This is a genomic window from Ancylobacter radicis, assembly GCF_018449475.1.
Lineage (GTDB): Bacteria > Pseudomonadota > Alphaproteobacteria > Rhizobiales > Xanthobacteraceae > Ancylobacter > Ancylobacter radicis.
Window position 1 is genome coordinate 155619 of sequence record NZ_JAHCQH010000014.1, and the last position, 21072, is coordinate 176690.

The 21072-nt window shown below is 65.2% G+C and carries 25 protein-coding genes; 20 read left to right on the plus strand and 5 right to left on the minus strand.

Annotated features, from left to right (window positions below; all coding sequences use genetic code 11):
• Position 1 precedes the first annotated feature (1 nt).
• The 5 genes from KIP89_RS03980 to KIP89_RS04000 all read right to left on the minus strand — a co-directional run bounded on the left by KIP89_RS03980 (position 2) and on the right by KIP89_RS04000 (position 1827).
• Positions 2-322 carry a hypothetical protein gene (locus KIP89_RS03980; RefSeq protein ID WP_213754118.1) on the minus strand — a complete coding sequence of 107 codons (321 nt, stop codon included), beginning with the start codon at positions 320-322 and terminating at the stop codon, positions 2-4.
• Between the two features lie 231 nt (positions 323-553).
• Positions 554-814 (minus strand): hypothetical protein, encoded by a 261-nt coding sequence (locus KIP89_RS03985; protein WP_213754119.1) that lies wholly within the window; start codon positions 812-814, stop codon positions 554-556.
• 17 nt (positions 815-831) lie between these two features.
• Positions 832-1047 (minus strand): hypothetical protein, encoded by a 216-nt coding sequence (locus KIP89_RS03990; RefSeq protein ID WP_213754120.1) that lies wholly within the window; start codon positions 1045-1047, stop codon positions 832-834.
• Positions 1048-1050: 3 nt separating this feature from the next.
• Positions 1051-1305 (minus strand): Lar family restriction alleviation protein, encoded by a 255-nt coding sequence (locus KIP89_RS20095; protein WP_213754121.1) that lies wholly within the window; start codon positions 1303-1305, stop codon positions 1051-1053.
• Between the two features lie 336 nt (positions 1306-1641).
• Positions 1642-1827 carry a hypothetical protein gene (locus KIP89_RS04000; RefSeq protein WP_213754122.1) on the minus strand — a complete coding sequence of 62 codons (186 nt, stop codon included), beginning with the start codon at positions 1825-1827 and terminating at the stop codon, positions 1642-1644.
• Positions 1828-1995: 168 nt separating this feature from the next.
• Between KIP89_RS04000 and KIP89_RS20100 the strand changes: the two genes are divergently transcribed.
• The 20 genes from KIP89_RS20100 (at position 1996) to KIP89_RS04100 (ending at position 21012) form a co-directional block, all read left to right on the plus strand.
• The gene (locus KIP89_RS20100) at positions 1996-2448 is read left to right on the plus strand and encodes a DUF1488 family protein (RefSeq protein ID WP_369807042.1); all 453 of its coding nucleotides are present in this window, start codon (positions 1996-1998) and stop codon (positions 2446-2448) included.
• Positions 2449-2853: 405 nt separating this feature from the next.
• The gene (locus KIP89_RS04010) at positions 2854-3219 is read left to right on the plus strand and encodes an NADH-quinone oxidoreductase subunit A (protein WP_213754123.1); all 366 of its coding nucleotides are present in this window, start codon (positions 2854-2856) and stop codon (positions 3217-3219) included.
• Positions 3210-3788 carry a NuoB/complex I 20 kDa subunit family protein gene (locus tag KIP89_RS04015; protein WP_213754124.1) on the plus strand — a complete coding sequence of 193 codons (579 nt, stop codon included), beginning with the start codon at positions 3210-3212 and terminating at the stop codon, positions 3786-3788. Before KIP89_RS04010 ends, KIP89_RS04015 begins: the two co-directional genes overlap by 10 nt.
• 90 nt (positions 3789-3878) lie before the next feature.
• Complete coding sequence (locus KIP89_RS04020) at positions 3879-4493, plus strand: NADH-quinone oxidoreductase subunit C (RefSeq protein ID WP_213754125.1); 615 nt, start codon at positions 3879-3881, stop codon at positions 4491-4493.
• 15 nt (positions 4494-4508) lie between these two features.
• Complete coding sequence (locus KIP89_RS04025; RefSeq protein ID WP_213754126.1) at positions 4509-5708, plus strand: NADH-quinone oxidoreductase subunit D; 1200 nt, start codon at positions 4509-4511, stop codon at positions 5706-5708.
• A gap of 38 nt (positions 5709-5746) precedes the next feature.
• Positions 5747-6613 (plus strand): NADH-quinone oxidoreductase subunit NuoE, encoded by an 867-nt coding sequence (nuoE, locus tag KIP89_RS04030; RefSeq protein ID WP_213754127.1) that lies wholly within the window; start codon positions 5747-5749, stop codon positions 6611-6613.
• A 10-nt stretch (positions 6614-6623) separates the two neighbouring features.
• Complete coding sequence (gene nuoF / locus KIP89_RS04035; protein WP_213754128.1) at positions 6624-7931, plus strand: NADH-quinone oxidoreductase subunit NuoF; 1308 nt, start codon at positions 6624-6626, stop codon at positions 7929-7931.
• 8 nt (positions 7932-7939) lie between these two features.
• Complete coding sequence (gene nuoG / locus KIP89_RS04040; protein ID WP_213754129.1) at positions 7940-10018, plus strand: NADH-quinone oxidoreductase subunit NuoG; 2079 nt, start codon at positions 7940-7942, stop codon at positions 10016-10018.
• 10 nt (positions 10019-10028) lie between these two features.
• Positions 10029-11063, plus strand: coding sequence for an NADH-quinone oxidoreductase subunit NuoH (nuoH, locus tag KIP89_RS04045; protein ID WP_213754130.1), 1035 nt, complete (start codon positions 10029-10031; stop codon positions 11061-11063).
• A gap of 28 nt (positions 11064-11091) precedes the next feature.
• On the plus strand, positions 11092-11328 hold the full coding sequence (locus KIP89_RS04050) for a hypothetical protein (protein ID WP_250152181.1): 237 nt from the start codon (positions 11092-11094) through the stop codon (positions 11326-11328).
• 10 nt (positions 11329-11338) lie between these two features.
• Positions 11339-11827, plus strand: coding sequence for an NADH-quinone oxidoreductase subunit NuoI (gene nuoI, locus KIP89_RS04055; RefSeq protein ID WP_013166662.1), 489 nt, complete (start codon positions 11339-11341; stop codon positions 11825-11827).
• 103 nt (positions 11828-11930) lie between these two features.
• Positions 11931-12536 (plus strand): NADH-quinone oxidoreductase subunit J, encoded by a 606-nt coding sequence (locus KIP89_RS04060; protein ID WP_213754132.1) that lies wholly within the window; start codon positions 11931-11933, stop codon positions 12534-12536.
• A 3-nt stretch (positions 12537-12539) separates the two neighbouring features.
• Positions 12540-12848: an NADH-quinone oxidoreductase subunit NuoK gene (nuoK, locus tag KIP89_RS04065; RefSeq protein ID WP_213754133.1), complete on the plus strand. Its 309-nt coding sequence runs from the start codon at positions 12540-12542 to the stop codon at positions 12846-12848.
• A 10-nt stretch (positions 12849-12858) separates the two neighbouring features.
• Positions 12859-14787 carry an NADH-quinone oxidoreductase subunit L gene (gene nuoL, locus KIP89_RS04070; RefSeq protein WP_213754134.1) on the plus strand — a complete coding sequence of 643 codons (1929 nt, stop codon included), beginning with the start codon at positions 12859-12861 and terminating at the stop codon, positions 14785-14787.
• Positions 14787-16301, plus strand: coding sequence for an NADH-quinone oxidoreductase subunit M (locus tag KIP89_RS04075; RefSeq protein WP_213754135.1), 1515 nt, complete (start codon positions 14787-14789; stop codon positions 16299-16301). The genes nuoL and KIP89_RS04075 overlap by 1 nt, the downstream gene beginning before the upstream one ends.
• Positions 16302-16332: 31 nt before the next feature.
• On the plus strand, positions 16333-17760 hold the full coding sequence (gene nuoN, locus KIP89_RS04080) for an NADH-quinone oxidoreductase subunit NuoN (RefSeq protein ID WP_213754136.1): 1428 nt from the start codon (positions 16333-16335) through the stop codon (positions 17758-17760).
• Between the two features lie 2 nt (positions 17761-17762).
• Positions 17763-18533 (plus strand): biotin--[acetyl-CoA-carboxylase] ligase, encoded by a 771-nt coding sequence (locus KIP89_RS04085; protein ID WP_213754137.1) that lies wholly within the window; start codon positions 17763-17765, stop codon positions 18531-18533.
• A 71-nt stretch (positions 18534-18604) separates the two neighbouring features.
• A complete protein-coding gene (locus KIP89_RS04090) occupies positions 18605-20233 on the plus strand; it encodes a ribonuclease J (protein WP_213754500.1) in 1629 nt (542 codons plus the stop codon).
• 89 nt (positions 20234-20322) lie between these two features.
• Positions 20323-20727 carry a methylmalonyl-CoA epimerase gene (gene mce / locus KIP89_RS04095; RefSeq protein ID WP_213754138.1) on the plus strand — a complete coding sequence of 135 codons (405 nt, stop codon included), beginning with the start codon at positions 20323-20325 and terminating at the stop codon, positions 20725-20727.
• Between the two features lie 9 nt (positions 20728-20736).
• Positions 20737-21012: a DUF1467 family protein gene (locus tag KIP89_RS04100; protein WP_213754139.1), complete on the plus strand. Its 276-nt coding sequence runs from the start codon at positions 20737-20739 to the stop codon at positions 21010-21012.
• Positions 21013-21072 lie beyond the last annotated feature (60 nt).

Below are 21072 nucleotides of genomic sequence, written 5' to 3' on the forward strand. Positions count from 1 at the left end.
CTCAGTAATCGCTATCGGCGCGGTCCATCTCGCGGGACAGCCAGGCGCTCCCGCGGTACTTGCCCTGAGCGTCGATGGCGGAGCGGCGCGCCGGAGCGGAGGCTTTGGCGCGAGCTTCCTGCCGCGCGGCGCGGGGGTTTTCACCCGACACAACGACGTAGTGCAGACCGCGGGACTGGAACGTAGTGTCGCTGGTCATCGTGATTTCGGTCGGCGCGGCGCCGGCCCAAGCGGGGGCGGTGAAGGCGGCAATAGCGTCAGCAACGGTCTCGTAGCTGTCGGAACCGAAGGGGGAAGACTTGTGCTCGATGTGGAAGGCCATTTTCGTCTCTCCCGTTCGCGCCGCAGCGCCGCTATCCATGTGAATTAATATACACACGACAAATAGAGTGCGCAAGAGTTTTCTTGTGTAATTAAATTCGCGCGACCGCGCGGATGGCGGCCGGGACCTATCCCGGCATTGTGGTGCGCGCCTCCCCGGTGCGCGCCGGATTTCCTCCCCAAACCTTGCCCCGCCTCTCCTTCGGGAGGGCGGGGCTTTTCGTTCTGTGGCTTATTCCCCCGACGGCGGCTCATGACGCTTGAGCATCTCCGCTGTGTCGAAAAATACGCCCTTCCCATCGTTGACGAAAACGTTGCCATAGACCGACATTTCGCGCGGCGGGTTCAGCACCGCGTAAATGGCGTCAGCCACATCCTGTATAGCCGCTCTGCGAACATCTCCGTCCGGCTCAGAGCCCATTCTCTCGGACTGGTAGCGCAACTGGTGTTCAAGCCGGGCGAACAGTTCGGCGGCTGTCGGTTCCTTGTCCATCCTCTACCCCTCTCGTTTCACCGGTACGCCGGCTCGTCCAGATCGTTGCCATTATAGCGGCTCGGTTCGTCGTCCGCGGTGCCCACGGCAAACACCAGCGTGTCGCAATTGGCTATCTCGCGCCGCGCTCGCTGGTCCCATCTGCGATGGATGAAATCGGGGCGCCCGAACACGCGAACGGCCGACATGTATTCGTCGCCTCGGAAGCCGACGAAATGCACCGCCGGTTCCATCCCTCACCCCTCCTTGTCAGGAGGGGAGGGGTGAGGGGCGCGGCGATTCCAAGCGTCAATGGCAGACTGCTTGAGGGAATCCCAATCAACGGCCTCAAAATCGGCCTCCGTTCCCTCGTGATCCAGGTGCCTAACGCTTTCTCCATAGATGACGGTTGAAAACGGCTTGCATTGATCGCATCGCACAAAAAATATCACGCGATCATCTAATACCTCAGGTTGCCCGCCGCAGAACGGGCAGGGTAGAAGTTCACTCATCACCCTTCTCCTTGGCTAGGGCGGCGCGGCCGGCTGGCTTCACCTGATCGATCCTTAGACCGAGTGACACTTTTTGCGAATCACTGGCCAGTTCTGGCATCAAAAAGTGTCACGCACTTCTGAAGTCATTCCGATTCCATCGGCCTGTCACGCCGGAGGTCGCGGGTTCGAGCCCCGTCACTCCCGCCATTCCATCATGGATGGGCGTCGTTTCCCCAACTACTATCTAGTCAGCACTAAGATATTAAAGGTCGCCCGGCGGATTGCTGCCGTTTGGCGGTCGCCCGAGATTGGCCAATGCGGCCCGTGGCGCGCCATGCCACGGGCCTGTGACCTTTACTTGTCGTGCTTATCGGCCGGCGGGTTGCTTTCCTCGCCGATGGTCTCTCCGGCATGGGGCATCGCGCTGCGGGCCTTGTCATTCGACACCTTGCCGGCGGCGGCCTTCTCGGTGTCGGCCTTGGTCTCGCGCGTGTCGCCGGGTTTGGCCGGGTGCGGCTTGTGCTGGTCTGCAATGATCATGTGAGCCTCCATGGGTATGAAGGGTCAATGATCGGCGCCCCGTTCCGTTCCCCGGCGCTTCATCCAACATCTGGCAGCGCCCGCGTGCGGGTATGAAGGCGGCATACCCTGTCGGCGGGACATCTTATGGCGTCGCGCGCCCCTCGACAGGGTGCACGCGGCGGCGCCGTGACGTGGCGCGAACCCCGGCAGCGGCGCCGACGGAATCAGGCTGTTTACGAACTTCTCGTCCGCTGGGCCGTTAACCCCTCGACGATTGCTCGAAACATCAGCCTGAAAACAGGAGCCATCATGACCGATCCGCATTCCCCGCCGACGTCCGGCCAGCTTGACGCCGCCAAGCCGCACTCCGCCATGCCCCCGGACGACCTGCCGGAGAGCCGGGCGATCCGCTTCCATTTCCGCGGTGATCACGATCTCATCGAATGTTGGGTAAGCTGGGAGGCGCTGGAGAGGCTGGAGGGCGGACCCGCCGACAGCTCGTCCGACCGGCTGGCCCGCTTTGAGCAGCACCGCCCGCGTATTGAAGCTGCCGCATTGCGAAAGATCGGCCGTGCCGGCGGGGCAGGGGCACCCTTACGCATCGATGCGGAAGATATTCTCAACGCGCCTCAAGCCTGACGATCACAAACAGGCTCGCGCATCCCCGCCCGCCAGGCTTGCGCGAGCCTTGCATCGTGACGAGGGGCGGCCGCTCTCATTGCTGCCCGGAGCAAAGCCTGTCAGCCCCTACGTCAGTGCGGCGGGACGACGCGTTGCGTGAGTGCCCCGTGCCGGTCGATCGCGCGACGCTGATGGCCCAAATGCCTACGGGGCCTCAAATTCCTTGGCTTTTCCAGTCGCTAAACCGTTACCTGGCGGCGGCTCGCCCGCAAGTTGTGAATTCTGTATACCAGCCGACGAAGAAGGCGCATCGTTGCCCTTGCCTCGCCTAGGGCGGTGCGATAAGCCTGCCCCGTGCTTTGAATATTTCGCAACTGCGATGGTGCGTCCGATGACGTATGCTGACCGGGGAGGGTGTCGTCCATGAGCAGCTTGCTGCAGGATTATCTGCCCGTCGTCATTTTCATTGGCGTGTCAGCAGTGATCGGTCTGGCGCTCCTTGTGGCGCCGTTCCTGGTGGCCTTCAGCCGCCCCGATCCGGAAAAGATGTCGGCTTACGAATGCGGCTTCAATGCGTTCGACGATGCGCGCATGAAGTTCGACGTTCGCTTCTATCTCGTGTCGATCCTCTTCATCATCTTCGACCTTGAAGTCGCCTTCCTGTTTCCCTGGGCCATCACCTTCGGGGAACTGGGCAATTTCGGTTTCTGGTCGATGATGATTTTCCTCGGCGTGCTGACCGTCGGTTTTGTCTATGAGTGGAAGAAGGGAGCGCTCGAATGGGATTGAGCGCGAATAGCCCGCTCGTCGCTCCGGCGGCCAAGGGCATCATCGACCCCAATACCGGCCGTCCGGTCGGCGCCAATGATCCGTTCTTCCTCGATGTGAATGCGGAGCTGGCCGACAAGGGCTTCATCGTCACCGCGACGGACGATCTCATCAACTGGGCGCGTACCGGCTCGCTGATGTGGATGACCTTCGGTCTCGCCTGCTGCGCGGTCGAGATGATGCAGACCTCGATGCCGCGCTACGATGTGGAGCGGTTCGGCTTCGCGCCCCGCGCCTCGCCGCGTCAGTCGGACGTGATGATCGTCGCGGGCACGCTGACCAACAAGATGGCCCCGGCGCTACGCAAGGTCTACGACCAGATGCCCGAGCCGCGCTACGTCATCTCCATGGGCTCCTGCGCCAATGGCGGCGGCTACTACCATTATTCCTACTCGGTGGTCCGCGGCTGCGATCGCGTCGTACCGGTCGATATCTACATTCCGGGCTGCCCGCCCACCGCGGAAGCCCTACTTTACGGTGTGCTGCTGCTGCAGAAGAAGATCCGTCGTACCGGCACCATCGAGCGTTGACCATCCGGCCGACGCTGCGGCGCCGGCCTTCCTGCCAAGGTCTGTCTCAACAATAGGCCGGTCACCGGCGGCGACGATTACGGGAAAGACATGGACGAGACGCTGAAAGAGCTGGGCACGTATGTGACGGAAGCGTTGCCGAATGCCGTGCAGGATTCGGTCATTGCCTTCGGCGAGCTCACCCTTCTCGTGCCCGCCACCGATGTCATCAAGGTCCTGACCTTCCTGCGCGACGATCCGTCCTGCCGCTTCGTCAGCTTCATCGACATTTGCGGCGTCGACTATCCCAAGCGCGAGAAGCGTTTCGACGTCGTCTATCATCTGCTATCGCCGACCCTGAACGCCCGCATCCGGGTGAAGGTGGAGACCGACGAGACCACGCCCGTGCCGTCCGCCACCCCGGTCTTCGCGGGTGCCTTCTGGTTCGAGCGCGAAGCCTACGACATGTATGGCATCCTGTTCTCCGGCCACCCGGAGCTGCGCCGCCTGCTGACCGATTACGGCTTTGACGGCTACCCGCTTCGCAAGGACTTCCCGACCACGGGCTTCGTCGAGGTGCGTTATGACGACGAGCGCAAGCGCGTCGTCTACGAGCCCGTGAAGCTCGCCCAGGAGTTCCGCAACTTCGACTTCCTGTCGCCGTGGGAGGGGCCCGACTATGTGCTTCCCGGCGATGAGAAGGCCAGCGGCCCGAAGGCGGGCTGAGGTGAGGGCACACAGATGAACGCACCCGCCAAGGTCGATCCGAACGTCCGTAACTTCCAGATCAACTTCGGTCCGCAACATCCTGCAGCGCATGGCGTTTTGCGTCTTGTGCTGGAGCTGGACGGCGAGATCGTCGAGCGTGTCGACCCGCATATCGGTCTGCTGCATCGCGGCACCGAGAAGCTGATCGAGACCAAGACCTATCTTCAGGCGCTGCCCTATTTCGACCGGCTCGACTATGTCGCGCCGATGAATCAGGAGCATGCCTACTGCCTGGCCGTCGAGCGCCTGCTCGGCATCGAGGTGCCCAAGCGTGGGCAGCTTATCCGGGTGCTCTATTCCGAGATCGGCCGCATCCTCTCCCACATGCTCAACGTGACCACGCAGGCCATGGATTGCGGCGCGCTCACGCCGCCGCTGTGGGGCTTCGAGGAGCGCGAGAAGCTCATGGTGTTCTATGAGCGCGCCTCCGGCTCGCGCATGCACGCCGCCTATTTCCGGCCCGGCGGGGTCCATCAGGACCTGCCGCGCAAGCTGGTCGAGGACATCATCGCCTGGATCGATCCGTTCCTGAAGGTCTGCGACGACCTCGAAGGGCTGCTGACCGACAACCGCATCTTCAAGCAGCGCAATGTCGATATCGGCATCGTGTCGCTGGAGGACGCCTTCGCCTGGGGATTCTCCGGCGTGATGGTGCGTGGCTCGGGCGCGGCCTGGGATCTGCGCAAGTCGCAGCCTTATGAGTGTTACGACGAATTGGAATTCGACATTCCGATCGGCAAGAACTGCGACAATTACGATCGCTACTGCATCCGCATGGAAGAGATGCGGCAGTCCGCCTATATCATGCGCCAGTGCTGCGAGCGCCTGCTGAAGGAAACGGGTGCCGTTTCGGCCGTCGACAACAAGATCGTCCCGCCCAAGCGTGGCGAGATGAAGCGGTCGATGGAGTCGCTGATCCATCACTTCAAGCTCTATACGGAAGGCTTCCACGTCCCGGCCGGCGATGTCTATGCCGCTGTGGAAGCGCCGAAGGGCGAGTTCGGCGTCTATCTGGTCGCCGACGGTACCAACAAGCCCTATCGCTGCAAGATTCGCGCACCCGGTTTCGCGCATCTGTCGGCGATGGATTTCCTGTGCCGCGGCTACATGCTTGCGGACGTGTCGGCGATCCTCGGATCGCTCGACATCGTGTTCGGTGAAGTGGATCGCTGAGCCCGGCAGGGTGAGCGTTCCGATCGGAAGGGTACGGCATGTCTGTCCGTAGGCTTGCGCCAAAAGAGGTCCAGCCCGAGAGCTTCGCGTTCACGGACGAGAATCTCGCTTGGGCGGAGAAGGCCATCGCGAAATTTCCGGCCGGCCGGCAGGCCAGCGCGGTCATTCCGCTGCTCATGCGCGCGCAGGAGCAGGCCGGCGGCTGGGTCTCCGAGCCGGCGATGCGCTATGTCGGCGACATGCTCGGCATGGCGCCGATCCGCGTCTATGAGATCGCGACCTTCTATACCCAGTTCCAGCTCCAGCCGGTCGGCCGCAAGGCCCACATCCAGGTCTGCGGCACCACGCCCTGCATGCTCAAGGGCGCCGAGGACCTGATGAAGGTCTGCAAGAAGCGCATCCATGCCGAGCCGTTCCACCTGTCGGAAAATGGCGACTTCTCCTGGGAAGAGGTCGAATGCGCGGGCACCTGCACCAACGCGCCGATGATCCAGGTGTGGAAGGACGTCTATGAGGACCTGACGCCCGAGGATCTGGACAAGATTCTCGATGCGTTCGAGCGCGGCGAGAAGCCGGCGACCGGCCCGCAGAACGGGCGTCATTTCTCCGCTCCGGTGACCGGGCAGGCGACGCTGACCTCGGCCGAACTGTATGACGGCTCGATGGTCGGCAAGGGTGCCGGTCTTGCGCTTGCCCGCGAGGCGATCGCCGCCCGCGCCAATGGCGAGGCGCCTGCCGCGGCTCCCGCACCCGCGGCGGCCGCTGCCGCCCCTCCGGCACCGCCGAAGTCCGACCCTGCGCCTGCCGCCGCGCCGCCGGCCAAGGCCGTCGTGGCCGCCGGCAATGCCGACAGCGAGAAGCCTTCCAAGCCAGTGGCCCCGCCTCCCGGCGGCAAGGCTGACTGAGGAGCGAACCATGCTTGCCGACAAGGATCGCATCTTCACCAATATTTACGGCCAGCACGACTGGGGCCTTCAGGGCGCGCTGAAGCGTGGCTCCTGGGATGGCACCAAGACCATCCTTGAGGCCGGCCGCGACTGGATCATCGAGCATATGAAGGCCTCGGGCCTGCGCGGGCGCGGCGGCGCCGGCTTCCCGACCGGCCTCAAATGGTCGTTCATGCCCAAGAACAATGACGGGCGCCCGCACTACCTCGTCGTCAATGCCGACGAGTCGGAGCCGGGCACCTGCAAGGATCGCGAGATCCTGCGCCACGACCCGCATCATCTGGTCGAGGGCTGCCTGATCGCCGGCTTCGCCATGGGCGCGCACACCGCCTACATCTATGTGCGCGGCGAGTTCATCCATGAGCGCGAGAACCTTCAGGCGGCGGTCGATCAGGCTTATGAGGCGCGCCTCATCGGCAAGAACAACGTGCATGGCTGGGACTTCGACATCTATGTCCACCATGGCGCCGGCGCCTATATCTGCGGCGAAGAGACCGCGCTGATCGAGAGCCTGGAAGGCAAGAAGGGCCAGCCGCGCCTCAAGCCGCCATTCCCGGCCAATGTCGGCCTCTATGGCTGCCCGACCACGGTCAACAATGTCGAGAGTATTGCCGTTGCCCCGACCATCCTGCGCCGGGGCGCCGCCTGGTTCTCGGCCATCGGCCGGCCGAACAATGTCGGCACCAAGCTCTATGGCATCTCCGGCCATGTGAACACGCCCTGCGTCGTCGAGGACGCGATGGGCATTCCGTTCAAGGAACTGATCGAGAAGCATGGCGGCGGCGTGCGTGGCGGCTGGGACAATCTGCTGGCCATCATCCCCGGCGGCGCCTCCTGCCCGATCATCCCGGCCGATCAGTGCGCCGATCTGATCATGGATTTCGACGGCTGCCGCGCCGTGAAGTCGAGCCTCGGCACCGCCGGCGTGCTGGTGATGGACAAGTCGACCGACGTCATCAAGGCGATCGCCCGCATCTCCTATTTCTTCCGGCATGAGAGCTGCGGCCAGTGCACGCCCTGCCGCGAGGGCACGGGCTGGATGTGGCGGGTGATGGACCGCATGGTGGCCGGCCGCGCGCAGAAACGCGAGATCGACCTCCTGCTTCAGGTCACGACGCAGGTCGAGGGCCACACCATCTGCGCGCTGGGCGACGCGGCGGCGTGGCCGATCCAGGGCCTCATCCGGCATTTCCGCCCGGAGATCGAGAAGCGGATCGACCAGTACGCGGCGAACCCGCATTCCGACCCGGTCCCCGTTCCGGTCGCGGCGGAGTAGAGAGCAACATGGCCAAGATCATCGTCGACGACATCGAGGTCGAGGTTCCCGCCGAGTACACGCTGCTTCAGGCGTGCGAGGCGGCGGGCGCGGAGATTCCGCGCTTCTGCTTCCATGAGCGGCTGTCCATCGCCGGCAATTGCCGCATGTGTCTCGTTGAGGTGAAGGGCGGTCCGCCCAAGCCGCAGGCGAGCTGCGCGATGAATGTGCGCGACCTGCGCCCCGGCCCGAATGGTGAGCCGCCCGTCGTGCTCACCAAGAGCCCGATGGTGAAGAAGGCCCGCGAAGGGGTGATGGAGTTCCTGCTCATCAACCACCCGCTGGATTGCCCGATCTGCGATCAGGGCGGCGAGTGCGATCTGCAGGACCAGGCCATGGCCTATGGCGTGGACACCTCCCGCTATGCCGAGAACAAGCGCGCGGTCGAGGACAAATATATCGGCCCGCTGATCAAGACCTCCATGACCCGGTGCATCCAGTGCACCCGCTGCGTGCGCTTCACCACAGAAGTCGCCGGCGTTTCCGAGCTCGGCGCCATCGGCCGCGGCGAGGACATGGAGATCACCACCTATCTCGAAGCGGCGATGTCGTCGGAGCTTCAGGGCAACGTCGCCGATCTCTGCCCGGTCGGCGCGCTGACGCAGCGTCCCTATGCCTATCACGCCCGCCCGTGGGAACTGGTGAAGACCGAATCCGTCGACGTGATGGATGCGGTCGGCTCCAACATCCGCGTCGACACGCGCGGCCGCGAGGTGATGCGCGTCCTCCCGCGTCTGAATGAGGACGTGAACGAGGAGTGGATCTCCGACAAGACCCGTTACATCTGGGACGGCCTGAAGACCCAGCGCCTCGACCGGCCTTATGTCCGCGTCGGCGGCAAGCTGAAGGCGGCGAGCTGGCCGGAGGCGTTTGCTGCCATCGCCGCCAAGGTGAAGGGCGTGGCGGGCAACCGCATCGGCGGTCTGGTCGGCGATCTCGCCACGGTCGAGGAAGCCTTCGCGCTCAAGAGCCTGCTGGCGAGCATGGGCTCGGCCAATATCGACTGTCGCCAGGACGGTGTGAAGCTCGACCCGGCGCTCGGCCGCGCGAGCTATGTCTTCAACCCGACCATCGCCGGCATCGAACAGGCGGACGCGCTGCTGATCATCGGCTCGGACCCGCGCCGCGAGGCGAGCGTGCTCAATGCCCGCATCCGCAAGCGTTGGCTGGCCGGCAATTTCCCGATCGGCCTCGTCGGCGAGCATGTAGACCTGACCTATCCCTATGAGTATCTCGGCGCCGGCCCGGACACGCTGACCGACCTCGTCGGCGAGGGCACCTTCGCCGCGACGCTGAAGGGTGCGCAGCGCCCGCTGATCCTGATCGGGCAGGGGGCTCTCGCCCGCGCCGACGGGGCGGCGATCCTCGCTCTCGCCGCCCGGCTCGCCGTTTCGGTGGGCGCGGTGAAGGATGGCTGGAACGGCTTCGCCGTGCTGCACACCGCCGCCGCGCGCGTCGGCGCGCTGGATGTCGGCTGCGTGCCGGGCGCGAACGGCCTTGATGCCGTCGCCATGACCAATCCGGGCGGGGTGGACGTGCTGTTCGCCCTTGGCGCCGACGAGATCGACATCGCCCCGGGGGCCTTCGTGGTCTATCTCGGCACCCATGGCGATCGCGGCGCCCACCGCGCCGACGTCATCCTGCCGGGCGCGGCCTATACCGAGAAGTCCGGCACCTATGTTAACACGGAAGGCCGGGTCCAGCTCGCCAACCGCGCGGCCTTCCCGCCGGGCGAGGCGCGCGAGGACTGGGCGGTGCTGCGCGCGCTGTCCGATGTGCTCGGCCAGCGCCTGCCGTTCGATACGCTCGCGCAGCTGCGCGCCGCGCTCTATGCCGCTCATCCCCATCTCGCCCGCATCGACCATGTCGAGCCGGCCGATGCGGCGGGCGTCATCGCGCTGGCGGGTGCCGGCGGCACGCCGGAGCGCGCCCCGTTCCGCGCGGCGGTGACCGAGTTCTATCTGACAAACCCCATCGCCCGCGCCTCCGCCGTGATGGCCGAATGTTCCGCGCTCGCCTCAAGCCGCCTCGCGGCGGCGGCTGAGTGAGGGGGAGAGCATGACCGACACCAACTGGCTCGATACGCTTCTTCAGGTCCTCATCATCACCGCCCAGAGCCTTGCGCTGCTGGTCGGCCTGCTGATCGTGGTCGCCTATGTGCTGCTGGCCGATCGCAAGATCTGGGCGGCGGTGCAATTGCGCCGCGGCCCCAACGTGGTCGGGCCCTTCGGCCTGTTCCAGTCCTTCGCCGACCTGCTCAAATTCGTGCTGAAAGAGCCGGTGATCCCGGATGGGTCGAACAAGGGCGTGTTCCTGCTCGCGCCCTTCGTCACCTGCCTGCTGGCGCTCGCCGCCTGGGCCGTGGTGCCGATCGACGCCGGCTGGGTGGTCGCGGACATCAATGTCGGCGTGCTGTTCATCTTCGCCATCTCGTCGCTCGGCGTGTATGGCGTGATCATGGGCGGCTGGGCCTCCAACTCGAAGTATCCCTTCCTGTCGGCGCTGCGCGCGGCGGCGCAGATGGTGTCCTACGAGGTCTCCATCGGCTTCGTCCTCGTCACCGTGCTGATGTGCGCGGGGTCGCTGAACCTGTCGGCCATCGTCGAGGCCCAGAACACGCCTTACGGCATTCTCGGCTGGTACTGGCTGCCGCTGTTCCCGATGTTCGTGATCTTCTTCATCTCGGCGCTGGCCGAGACGAACCGCCCGCCCTTCGATCTGGGCGAAGCGGAATCCGAGCTGGTCGCCGGCTTCATGGTCGAATACGGCTCGACCCCGTACATGATGTTCATGCTCGGCGAGTACGTGGCGATCATGACCATGTGCGCGCTGACCACCATCCTGTTCATGGGCGGCTGGCTGCCGCCGGTGCCGGTCGCGCCCTTCACCTGGGTGCCGGGCATCATCTGGTTCCTGCTCAAGGTCCTGCTGGTCTTCTTCATGTTTGCCATGGTGAAGGCGATGGTGCCGCGCTATCGCTACGACCAGCTGATGCGCCTCGGCTGGAAGGTGTTCCTGCCGATCTCGCTGGTGATGGTCGTCGTGGTCGCCAGCGTGCTGCACTTCACGGGCCTCGCGCCCGGCGGGGGCTGAGATGGATGACGGGGTTCTCGCAGCCCTGATGGAAGCCTCCGCCGTCGGTTGGGCGGGGGCGCTAGTGGGTGCCGCCTTCGGCGCGCTCGAATGGTTCATTCTGCCGGGGATCGTCGAAACGTCGATCCGCGGTTCCAAGGAAGCCCGCAAGCTGAACCAGGATCAGCTTGAGGGTGTCATTTCATGGTGGAAGACGGTGATCCGGGTATTCGCCGTTTCGATGCCGCTGGTGGGCTTTGGGCTCGCCGCGGCCATGGCCGAGTGAGGAGAGCGACATGAGATTGGATCTGGCGGCCCGCCAGCTGCTGCTCACCGAGTTTGTCTCGGCGTTCTTCCTGGCGATGCGCTATTTCTTCAAGCCGAAGGCGACGCTGAACTACCCCTTCGAGAAGGGGCCAGTGAGCCCGCGCTTCCGCGGCGAGCACGCGCTGCGCCGCTATCCCAACGGTGAGGAGCGGTGCATCGCCTGCAAGCTGTGCGAGGCGATCTGCCCGGCGCAGGCCATCACCATCGAGGCCGGCCCGCGCCGCAATGACGGCACGCGCCGCACCACCCGTTACGACATCGACATGGTGAAGTGCATCTATTGCGGCTTCTGCCAGGAGGCCTGCCCGGTCGATGCGATCGTCGAGGGACCGAACTTCGAGTTCGCCACCGAAACGCGCGAAGAACTCTACTACGACAAGGCCAAGCTGCTCGCGAATGGCGACCGCTGGGAGCGCGAGATTGCGCGCAACATGGCGCTCGACGCGCCGTATCGCTGACCGCGCAGGGGATGGACGACGTGAAGACCATAACGAGACAAGCCGCCAAGGCTGCCGGCGCGCAACGCGACCAGCGGGCCGGGATGACTGGGGGGTGCCGGGCATGAGCCTCGCCGCGCTGTTCTTCTATCTTTTCGCCGGGGTGGCGGTCGCCTCGGCCTTCATGGTCATCGCGTCGCGGAACCCCGTTCATTCGGTGCTGTTCCTGATCCTGACCTTCGTCAACGCCTCCGGCCTGTTCATCCTGATCGGCGCGGAATTCCTCGCGATGCTGCTGGTCGTCGTCTATGTCGGCGCGGTCGCGGTGCTGTTCCTGTTCGTCGTCATGATGCTCGACGTCGATTTCGTGGAGCTGCGTCAGGGCTTCCTGCAATATCTGCCGGTCGGCGTGCTGGTCGGCCTCGTCTTCCTCGCCGAGCTGGTGCTGGTGTTCGGCTCCTGGAGTTTCGGCGAGGGCGTGACCGGCGCGGTCGCCACCGTGGTGAGCGACGTGCCGAACACGGTGCAGATCGGCCGCGTGCTCTATACCGAGTATGTCTATTTCTTCCAGGCGGCCGGTCTCATCCTGCTCGTCGCCATGATCGGCGCCATCGTGCTGACGCTCCGCCACAAGGAGAACGTCAAGCGCCAGAGCATCCCGGTCCAGAACGCACGCACCAAGGCGACGGCGATGGACGTCGTCAAGGTGCCCTCCGGCAAGGGGCTCTGAGCCATGGCGATCGGTCTTGGGCACTATCTTACCGTGGCGGCGATCCTGTTCACGCTCGGCACGCTCGGCATCTTCCTCAACCGGAAGAACGTCATCGTCATCCTGATGTCGGTCGAGCTGATCCTGCTGGCGGTAAACATCAACCTCGTCGCCTTCTCGGTCTTCCTCGGCAATATCACCGGCCAGATCTTCGCGCTGTTCGTGCTGACGGTCGCCGCCGCCGAGGCCGCCATCGGCCTCGCCATCCTCGTGGTGTTCTACCGCAACCGCGGTTCGATCGCCGTCGAGGACATCAACACGATGAAGGGCTGAGGGAGCCATCATGTTTCAGGCGATTGTCTTCCTCCCCCTCGTCGGGTTCCTGATCGCGGGTCTGTTCGGGCGGATGCTCGGCGCCCGGGCGTCCGAGCTGATCACCACCGGCCTGCTGTTCGCCTCCGCCTTCTTCTCCTGGATCGTGTTCTTTCAGGTCGCCTTTGGCGGCCATGACGGCACGGTGGTGCTGTTCACCTGGATGGCCTCGGGCGATCTTCATGTGAACTGGGCGATCCGCGTCGACACGCTGACCGCGGTCATGCTCATTCTCGTGACCACCGTGTCCTCGCTCGTGCACCTCTATTCCATGGGGTATATGCACGAGGACCCGAGCCGTCCGCGCTTCTTCGCCTATCTCTCGCTGTTCACCTTCGCCATGCTGATGCTGGTGACCAGCGACAACCTGGTCCAGCTGTTCTTCGGCTGGGAAGGCGTGGGGCTGGCTTCCTATCTGCTGATCGGCTTCTGGTACGACAAGCCGTCCGCCTGCGCGGCCGCGATGAAGGCCTTCATCGTCAACCGCGTCGGCGATTTCGGCTTCGCGCTCGGCATCTTCGCGGTCTATCTGATGACCGGCTCGGTCGCTTTCGAGCAGGTGTTCGCCGCCGCCCCGACGCTGATGGACAAGAACATCCTGTTCCTCGGCCATGAGTGGCACGCGCCGACGGTGATCTGCCTGCTGCTGTTCATCGGCGCCATGGGCAAGTCGGCCCAGCTCGGCCTGCACACCTGGCTGCCGGACGCGATGGAAGGCCCGACCCCGGTCTCGGCGCTCATTCACGCCGCCACCATGGTGACGGCCGGCGTCTTCATGGTCGCGCGCCTCTCGCCGCTGTTCGAGCTGTCGACCACCGCGCTCAACGTGGTGATGTTCGTCGGCGCCTCCACCGCCTTCTTCGCGGCGACGGTCGGCTGCGTGCAGAACGACATCAAGCGCGTCATCGCCTATTCGACCTGCTCGCAGCTCGGCTACATGTTCACCGCGCTCGGCGCCGGCGCCTATTCGGTCGGCGTGTTCCACCTGCTGACGCACGGCTTCTTCAAGGCGCTGCTGTTCCTCGGTGCCGGCTCGGTCATCCACGCGATGCACCATGAGCAGGACATGCGGCACATGGGCGGCCTGTGGCGGAAGATCCCGTTCACCTATGTCACCATGCTGATCGGTGGCCTGGCGCTGACGGGTTTCCCCTTCACGGCCGGCTATTTCTCCAAGGACGCGATCATCGAGACCGCGTTCATGAGCCACAGCCCGATCTCGACCTATGCCTTCACGCTGACGGTTGGCGCGGCGCTGCTCACCTCGTTCTACACCTGGCGGCAGATGTTCATGACCTTCCATGGCAAGCCGCACGATCATCATCATTACGAGCACGCGCATGAATCGCCGCTGACCATGCTGATCCCGCTGGGCGTTCTGTCGCTCGGCGCGCTGTTCGCCGGCATGATCCTCTACCCGTACTTTGTCGGGCACGACGTGGATCACTTCTTCCGCGAGTCGATCTTCATGGCCTCGGACAACAAGATCCTCGAGGAGATCCACCACATCCCGGCCTGGGCCAAGTGGTCGCCCACGGTGATGATGGCGCTCGGCTTCGTGGTTGCGTACTGGATGTATGTCGCCAACCCGTCGGTGCCGAAGGCGATCGCCAAGCAGAACGACGTCGGCTACCGCTTCCTGCTCAACAAATGGTACTTCGACGAACTCTATGACTTCCTGTTCGTCCGCCCGACGCTCTGGATCGGCAAGTTCCTGTGGAAGCAGGGCGACGTGCGGGTCATTGACGGCTACGGCCCGAACGGCGTCTCCGCCCGCGTGATCGACGTCACCAACCGGGTGGTCCGGCTGCAGACCGGCTATCTCTACCACTACGCCTTCGTGATGCTCGTCGGCGTCGCGGCCCTCATCACCTGGTTCATGTTCGGCGGGGCGCACTGATGTACGACTGGCCCATCCTTTCGGTCGTCACCTTCCTGCCGCTGGTCGGCGCGCTGCTGATCGTCCTGATGATCCGCGGCGATGACGAGATCGCCCAGCGCAACACGCGCTGGGTCGCGCTCTGGGCGACGCTGGTGACCTTCGTCATCTCGCTGCTGCTGCTGGTCGGCTTCGATGTCGGCGGCACCGAGTTCCAGTTCGTCGAGAACACGCCCTGGCTTGGCGAGATCGCCAATTACCGCATGGGTGTGGACGGCATCTCGCTGCCCTTCGTGCTGCTGACCACGCTCCTGATGCCGATGTGCATCCTGGCGAGCTGGGAGTCGATCAAGGTCCGCGTCAAGGAGTACATGATCTGCTTCCTGCTGCTCGAGACGCTGATGATCGGCACCTTCTCGTCGCTGGACCTGCTGCAGTTCTACATCTTCTTCGAAGGCGGCCTGATCCCGATGTTCCTCATCATCGGCATCTGGGGCGGCAAGCGGCGCATCTACGCGACGTTCAAGTTCTTCCTCTACACGCTGGCCGGCTCCGTGCTCATGATGCTCGCCATCATGGCCATGTACTGGCAGGCCGGCACGACCGACATCGCCGCGCTGCTGAAGTTCGATTTCCCGGCGGGGATGCAGACCTGGCTCTGGCTCGCCTTCTTCGCCTCCTTCGCGGTGAAGATGCCGATGTGGCCGGTCCATACCTGGCTGCCCGACGCCCATGTCGAGGCGCCGACCGCCGGCTCGGTGATTCTGGCGGGCATCCTGCTGAAGATGGGCGGCTACGGCTTCCTGCGCTTCAGCCTGCCGATGTTCCCGGAGGCGTCGGCCTATTTCGCGCCCTTCGTCTTCACCCTCTCGGTGATCGCGATCATCTACACCTCGCTGGTCGCGCTGGTGCAGGAAGACATCAAGAAGCTGATCGCCTACTCCTCCATCGCCCATATGGGCTATGTGACGATGGGCATCTTCACCCTGACCCAGGAAGGCATCCAGGGCGCGGTGTTCCAGATGGTCAGCCACGGCTTCGTCTCGGGCGCGCTGTTCCTGTGCGTCGGCGTGGTCTATGACCGGATGCACACCCGCGAGATCGCCGCCTATGGCGGGCTCGTGCACCGCATGCCGATCTACGCCACGGTGTTCATGATCTTCACCATGGCCAATGTCGGCCTGCCGGGCACGTCGGGCTTCATCGGTGAATTCCTCACTCTGCTCGCCGCCTTCGGCCGCAATAGCTGGGTCGCCCTGTTCGCCACCACCGGCGTCATCCTCTCCGCGGCCTATGCGCTCTGGCTGTACCGCCGGGTGATCTTCGGGCCGCTGGAGAAGGACAGCCTGAAGGGCATCCTCGATCTCAACGGCCGCGAGATGGTGTCGCTCGTCCCGCTGCTGTTCTTCACCATCCTGTTCGGCGTGTGGCCGCAGCCGATCCTCGACGCCTGCAATGTGGCGGTAGGCGCGATTGTCGCGCGTGCCGACATGGCAGCCGACGCGATCAAGGCCGCGAGCCTGGTGCTGCCTTGAAACGTGACCTGATGACCGCGGAGCCCCGCCAATGACCTTCTCCCTTGCCGCGCTCGGCCCCGCGCTGCCCGAATTGCTGCTGGCCGTCTCCGCCATCGCGCTGATCCTGTTCGGCGCGATCGTCGGGCCGAAGTCGACCGACATGGTCAACGGCTTCGCGCTGGCCGCGATCTTCGCCGCGCTGGTCCTCGTCGTCCTCGGCCCGTCCGAGGCGGTGCTGTTCAATGGCAGCTTCCAGGTGGACGCCTATTCGCGCTTCCTGAAGGTGCTGGCGCTGATCGGCGCCGGCGCCACGCTCGCCATGTCGGTGGACTGGCTGAAGATCGAGAAGCAGAGCCGCTTCGAGTTCGCCATCCTGGTCCTGCTCTCGACGCTCGGCATGATGATGCTGATCTCGGCGGGTGACCTGATCGCGCTCTATATGGGGCTCGAACTGATGAGCCTGGCGCTCTATGTCATCGCCGCGAACAACCGGGATTCGGTGCGCTCCACCGAAGCCGGCCTCAAATACTTCGTCCTCGGCGCGCTCTCCTCGGGCATGCTGCTGTACGGCGCCTCGCTGATCTACGGCTTCACCGGCTCGGTGAACTTCGCCCAGATCGCCAATGCGGCGCGCGAGCCCTCGCTCGGCCTCGTCTTCGGCATCGTGTTCGTCTTCGCCGGCCTCTGCTTCAAGGTGTCGGCGGTGCCGTTCCACATGTGGACGCCGGACGTCTATGAGGGCGCCCCGGCGCCGGTCACGGCCTTCTTCGCGGCCGCCCCGAAGGTCGCCGCCATGGCGGTGTTCGTGCGCTTCACCATGGAAGCCCTGCCGCATGTCGTGCACCAGTGGCAGCAGATCATCGTCTTCGTCTCGATCGCCTCCATGGCGCTCGGCTCCTTCGCGGCGATCGGCCAGCGCAACCTCAAGCGCCTGATGGCCTATTCCTCGATCGGCCATATGGGCTACGCGCTGGTCGGCCTCGCCGCCGGCACGGAGCAGGGCGTGCGCGGCGTACTGGTCTACATGACCGTCTATATGGCGATGACGCTCGGCACCTTCGCCTGCATCCTGTCGATGCGCCGCAAGGACGGCATGGTGGAGAATTATGACGAGCTGGCCGGCCTCGCCCGCACCAGCCCGATCAAGGCCTTCATGCTGGCGGCGCTGATGTTCTCGCTCGCCGGCATCCCGCCGCTCGCCGGCTTCCTCGCCAAGTACTATGTCTTCCTCGCCGCCATCGAGTCCGGGCTCTACGCCCTCGCGGTGATCGGCGTGCTCTCCAGCGTGGTCGGCGCGTTCTATTATCTGCGCATCGTCAAGGTGATGTATTTCGACGAGCCGGCGGCGGCCTTCGAGCCCATGCCGGGCGAGCTGCGCGCCGTGCTGGCCGTCTCCGGCCTGTTCACCCTGTTGCTGTTCGTCTATCCGGCGCCCCTGCTGGCGGCGGCGGGTGTGGCGGCGCGGGCGCTTTTCTGAGGATGGCAGGGTCTTCGGGCGCGCCATCATCGGGCGCAACGCCTGTCGTTCGTTTCGACGAGATCGGCTCCACCAATGCGGAGGCGCTGGCCCGGGCAACCGGGCCGGCGCCTTGCTGGTTCGTGGCCTGCCGCCAGACGCAGGGCAGGGGCCGGCGCGGGCGGGTCTGGTCGTCCGAGCCGGGCAATCTCTATGCCTCGCTGCTGCTGGTGCAGCCGGCGCCGTCGGCGCGGCTGCCGGAGCTGTGCTTCGTCGCCTCGCTGGCGCTGCACGACGCGGTGCGGGACGTTACCGGCATCGATCCCTTGCGCATCGGCCTGAAATGGCCGAATGACGTGCAGATCGACGGTTCCAAGCTCGCGGGCATTCTCATCGAGGGTACGGTCCTGCCGGATGCGCGCAATGCGGCGGTGATCGGCTTCGGGGTCAACTGCGCCCACCATCCGCTGGACGCGCCCTATCCGACCACCGATCTCGGTGCGTCCGGCTTTCCCACCGATCCGGTGAGCCTGCTTGCCGCGCTGGACGCGGCGATGCGGGCGCGGCTGGCGCAATGGGACGGCGGACGCGGTTTTGAAGCGACGCGCGAGGCGTGGCTGCGCCGTGCGCCGGGCGTCGGGCGGGCCGTGACCGTTCGTCTCGGCGAGCGCGAGACGCATGGCATCTTCGAGGCACTGGATGTTTCCGGTGCTATGGTTCTGCGACGCGCCGATGGCGCACGCGAGACGATCAATGCCGGAGACGTGTTTCCCGCGCCCGGCCTGCAGGCTTGAAAGGCAACTGAGTGAACAAATCGACGGAGGAGCTGGTGTTCGCGCCGCTGGGCGGCGTGGGCGAGATCGGCATGAATCTGGGCCTGTATGGGTTCGGCCCCCGCCAGCGGCGCAAATGGCTGGCGGTCGATCTCGGCATTTCCTTCGCCTCGCCGGATGTGCCGGGCATCGACATCATCATGCCGGACGTCACCTTCCTGGAGCGCGAGCGCGAGCAGGGCAATCTCGTCGGTCTCGTGCTGACCCATGGCCATGAAGACCATGTGGGCGCCCTGGTCGATCTGTGGCCGCGTCTGGCCTGCCCGGTCTACACCACGCCCTTCACCCACGCGCTGGCGGAAGCCCGCCGGCTGAACGAGCCCGGCGCGCCGAAGATCCCGTTCCATGTCATCCCGAGCGGCGGGCGGGCGCAGATCGGCCCGTTCAACGTGGAATTCGTGCCGGTCGCCCATTCCATCCCCGACAGCCACTCGCTGGCCATTCGCACCTCGCTCGGCCTCGTGGTGCATACCGGCGACTGGAAGATCGACCCCACCCCGGTGGTCGGCAATGTCACCGATCCCGCGCGGTTCATGGCGCTGGGCGATGAGGGCGTGCGGGCGATCATCTGCGATTCGACCAACGCCATCCGCGAGGGCATCTCGCCCTCCGAGACCGACGTGCAGCATGTTCTCGCCGAATTGATCGCCAAGGCGCCGGCCCGCGTCGCGGTGACGACCTTCGCCTCGAATGTCGCGCGCATCCGCTCCATCGCCGAGGCGGCGATCCGCAACGGGCGTGAGGTGGTGCTGGTCGGCCGCGCGATGGAGCGCGTCATCGGCGTCGCCCGCGAGCAGCGCCTGCTGGACGGGCTTCCCGCCTTCCGCTCGGCCGATGCCTATGGCTTCCTGCCGCGCGACAAGGTGGTGGCCATCCTCACGGGTAGCCAGGGCGAACCTCGCGCCGCGCTGGCCCGCATCGCCGATGACGATCATCCCGAGATCGCGCTGTCGCCCGGCGATCACGTCATCCTGTCCTCGCGCACCATTCCCGGCAATGAGCGGGCGGTGAACCGCATCATCAACTCGCTGATTCTTCAGGGCGTAAAGGTGCTGACCGACCGTGACGCGCTGGTGCATGTCTCCGGCCATCCGCGCCGGGGCGAACTGGAGCAGATGTACAAGTGGCTGCGCCCGCAGGTCTCCGTGCCCGTGCATGGCGAACCGCTGCATCTGTCCGAGCATGCGGAACTGGCGCGCGGCATGGGCGTGCGCGAGGTGGTGCGCCTCGTCGATGGCGACGTGGTGCGCCTGATCAGCGCCGATCCCTCGCTGAGCGCCGAGGTGATCGAGGAAATCCCCTTCGGCCGGCTCTACAAGGACGGCCATGTGCTCATCAAGGCGGCCGATGCCGCCGTCGCCGAGCGCCGCCGCCTGTCCTTCGCCGGCCTCGTCTCGGTGGCGGTCGCCATGACCGCCAAGGGCGAGGTGGTGGGCGATCCGATGATCGACCTGTCCGGCCTGCCGGAGCACGGCGTCGGCGGCAAGCTGCTCGACGAGGTGATCGAGGACGCGATCCTCGACTGCCTCGACGGCCTGCCCAAGGCGCGCCGGCGCGATCCCGACGCGGTTGCCGAAACGCTCACCCGCGCGGTGCGCAATTCGGTCAATCAGGCGTGGGGCAAGAAGCCGCTCTGCCATGTGCTGGTGATCACGGTATGAACGGCTGACGTAGAAGCGGTGCCCCGCGCGCCAGGGCGGGCGGGGCATAGGCGGGACTGATCCCGCGAGCCTATGCCGGGAGCCTTTGCATGATCGGCCGCCTGAACCACGTCGCCCTTGCCGTGCCGGACCTCGCCGCCGCCATCGCGACTTATCGCGACACGCTCGGCGCCGAGGTGTCGGCCATCGTCCCCCAGCCCGAGCATGGGGTGAACACCGTCTTCGTGATGCTGCCCAACACCAAGGTCGAGTTGCTCGGCGCGTTGGGGGAGGGCTCGCCGATCGCGAAATTCCTCGAGCGCAATCCCGAGGGCGGCATCCATCACCTCTGCTATGAGGTGGACGACATCCTCGCCGCGCGCGACCGGCTGACCGCGGCCGGCGCGCGGGTGCTGGGCACCGGCGAGCCGCGCATCGGCGCCCATGGCAAGCCGGTGCTGTTCCTGCATCCCAAGGATTTCCTCGGGACGCTGGTCGAACTCGAACAGGCGTGAGGGCGGGTCATGGGCGTCGGCACCTATATCGCGATCTATTTCATCGTCTGGTGGACGGTGATCTTCACCGTGCTGCCCTGGGGCGTGCGCTCGCAGCACGAGGACGCTGTCATTGACGACGGCACCGAGCCCGGCGCGCCGCAGCGCCCGCTGCTGATCCGCAAGATGGTGATCACCAGCGTTGTCGCGGGGGTGATCGTCGGCCTGTTCGCATGGTCGGTGGAAACGGGCCGTCTGCGGCTCGACATGTTTCCCATGCCGGTGAAGCTCTACCAGCCCGGCTAGGCGGCAAACGGCACAAACGGGACCTGAGGCAAAAAAAGAGGCGGGATCAGAGATCCCGCC

What these genes read in the sequence shown, in the direction of transcription:
- KIP89_RS03980 (WP_213754118.1), bottom strand. Translation starts at nt 322, where the DNA reads ATGGCCTTCCACATCGAGCACAAGTCTTCCCCCTTCGGTTCCGACAGC.
- KIP89_RS03985 (WP_213754119.1), bottom strand. Translation starts at nt 814, where the DNA reads ATGGACAAGGAACCGACAGCCGCCGAACTGTTCGCCCGGCTTGAACAC.
- KIP89_RS03990 (WP_213754120.1), bottom strand. Translation starts at nt 1,047, where the DNA reads ATGGAACCGGCGGTGCATTTCGTCGGCTTCCGAGGCGACGAATACATG.
- KIP89_RS20095 (WP_213754121.1), bottom strand. Translation starts at nt 1,305, where the DNA reads ATGAGTGAACTTCTACCCTGCCCGTTCTGCGGCGGGCAACCTGAGGTA.
- KIP89_RS04000 (WP_213754122.1), bottom strand. Translation starts at nt 1,827, where the DNA reads ATGATCATTGCAGACCAGCACAAGCCGCACCCGGCCAAACCCGGCGAC.
- KIP89_RS04010 (WP_213754123.1), top strand. Translation starts at nt 2,854, where the DNA reads ATGAGCAGCTTGCTGCAGGATTATCTGCCCGTCGTCATTTTCATTGGC.
- KIP89_RS04015 (WP_213754124.1), top strand. Translation starts at nt 3,210, where the DNA reads ATGGGATTGAGCGCGAATAGCCCGCTCGTCGCTCCGGCGGCCAAGGGC.
- KIP89_RS04020 (WP_213754125.1), top strand. Translation starts at nt 3,879, where the DNA reads ATGGACGAGACGCTGAAAGAGCTGGGCACGTATGTGACGGAAGCGTTG.
- KIP89_RS04025 (WP_213754126.1), top strand. Translation starts at nt 4,509, where the DNA reads ATGAACGCACCCGCCAAGGTCGATCCGAACGTCCGTAACTTCCAGATC.
- nuoE (WP_213754127.1), top strand. Translation starts at nt 5,747, where the DNA reads ATGTCTGTCCGTAGGCTTGCGCCAAAAGAGGTCCAGCCCGAGAGCTTC.
- nuoF (WP_213754128.1), top strand. Translation starts at nt 6,624, where the DNA reads ATGCTTGCCGACAAGGATCGCATCTTCACCAATATTTACGGCCAGCAC.
- nuoG (WP_213754129.1), top strand. Translation starts at nt 7,940, where the DNA reads ATGGCCAAGATCATCGTCGACGACATCGAGGTCGAGGTTCCCGCCGAG.
- nuoH (WP_213754130.1), top strand. Translation starts at nt 10,029, where the DNA reads ATGACCGACACCAACTGGCTCGATACGCTTCTTCAGGTCCTCATCATC.
- KIP89_RS04050 (WP_250152181.1), top strand. Translation starts at nt 11,092, where the DNA reads ATGGAAGCCTCCGCCGTCGGTTGGGCGGGGGCGCTAGTGGGTGCCGCC.
- nuoI (WP_013166662.1), top strand. Translation starts at nt 11,339, where the DNA reads ATGAGATTGGATCTGGCGGCCCGCCAGCTGCTGCTCACCGAGTTTGTC.
- KIP89_RS04060 (WP_213754132.1), top strand. Translation starts at nt 11,931, where the DNA reads ATGAGCCTCGCCGCGCTGTTCTTCTATCTTTTCGCCGGGGTGGCGGTC.
- nuoK (WP_213754133.1), top strand. Translation starts at nt 12,540, where the DNA reads ATGGCGATCGGTCTTGGGCACTATCTTACCGTGGCGGCGATCCTGTTC.
- nuoL (WP_213754134.1), top strand. Translation starts at nt 12,859, where the DNA reads ATGTTTCAGGCGATTGTCTTCCTCCCCCTCGTCGGGTTCCTGATCGCG.
- KIP89_RS04075 (WP_213754135.1), top strand. Translation starts at nt 14,787, where the DNA reads ATGTACGACTGGCCCATCCTTTCGGTCGTCACCTTCCTGCCGCTGGTC.
- nuoN (WP_213754136.1), top strand. Translation starts at nt 16,333, where the DNA reads ATGACCTTCTCCCTTGCCGCGCTCGGCCCCGCGCTGCCCGAATTGCTG.
- KIP89_RS04085 (WP_213754137.1), top strand. Translation starts at nt 17,763, where the DNA reads ATGGCAGGGTCTTCGGGCGCGCCATCATCGGGCGCAACGCCTGTCGTT.
- KIP89_RS04090 (WP_213754500.1), top strand. Translation starts at nt 18,605, where the DNA reads ATGAATCTGGGCCTGTATGGGTTCGGCCCCCGCCAGCGGCGCAAATGG.
- mce (WP_213754138.1), top strand. Translation starts at nt 20,323, where the DNA reads ATGATCGGCCGCCTGAACCACGTCGCCCTTGCCGTGCCGGACCTCGCC.
- KIP89_RS04100 (WP_213754139.1), top strand. Translation starts at nt 20,737, where the DNA reads ATGGGCGTCGGCACCTATATCGCGATCTATTTCATCGTCTGGTGGACG.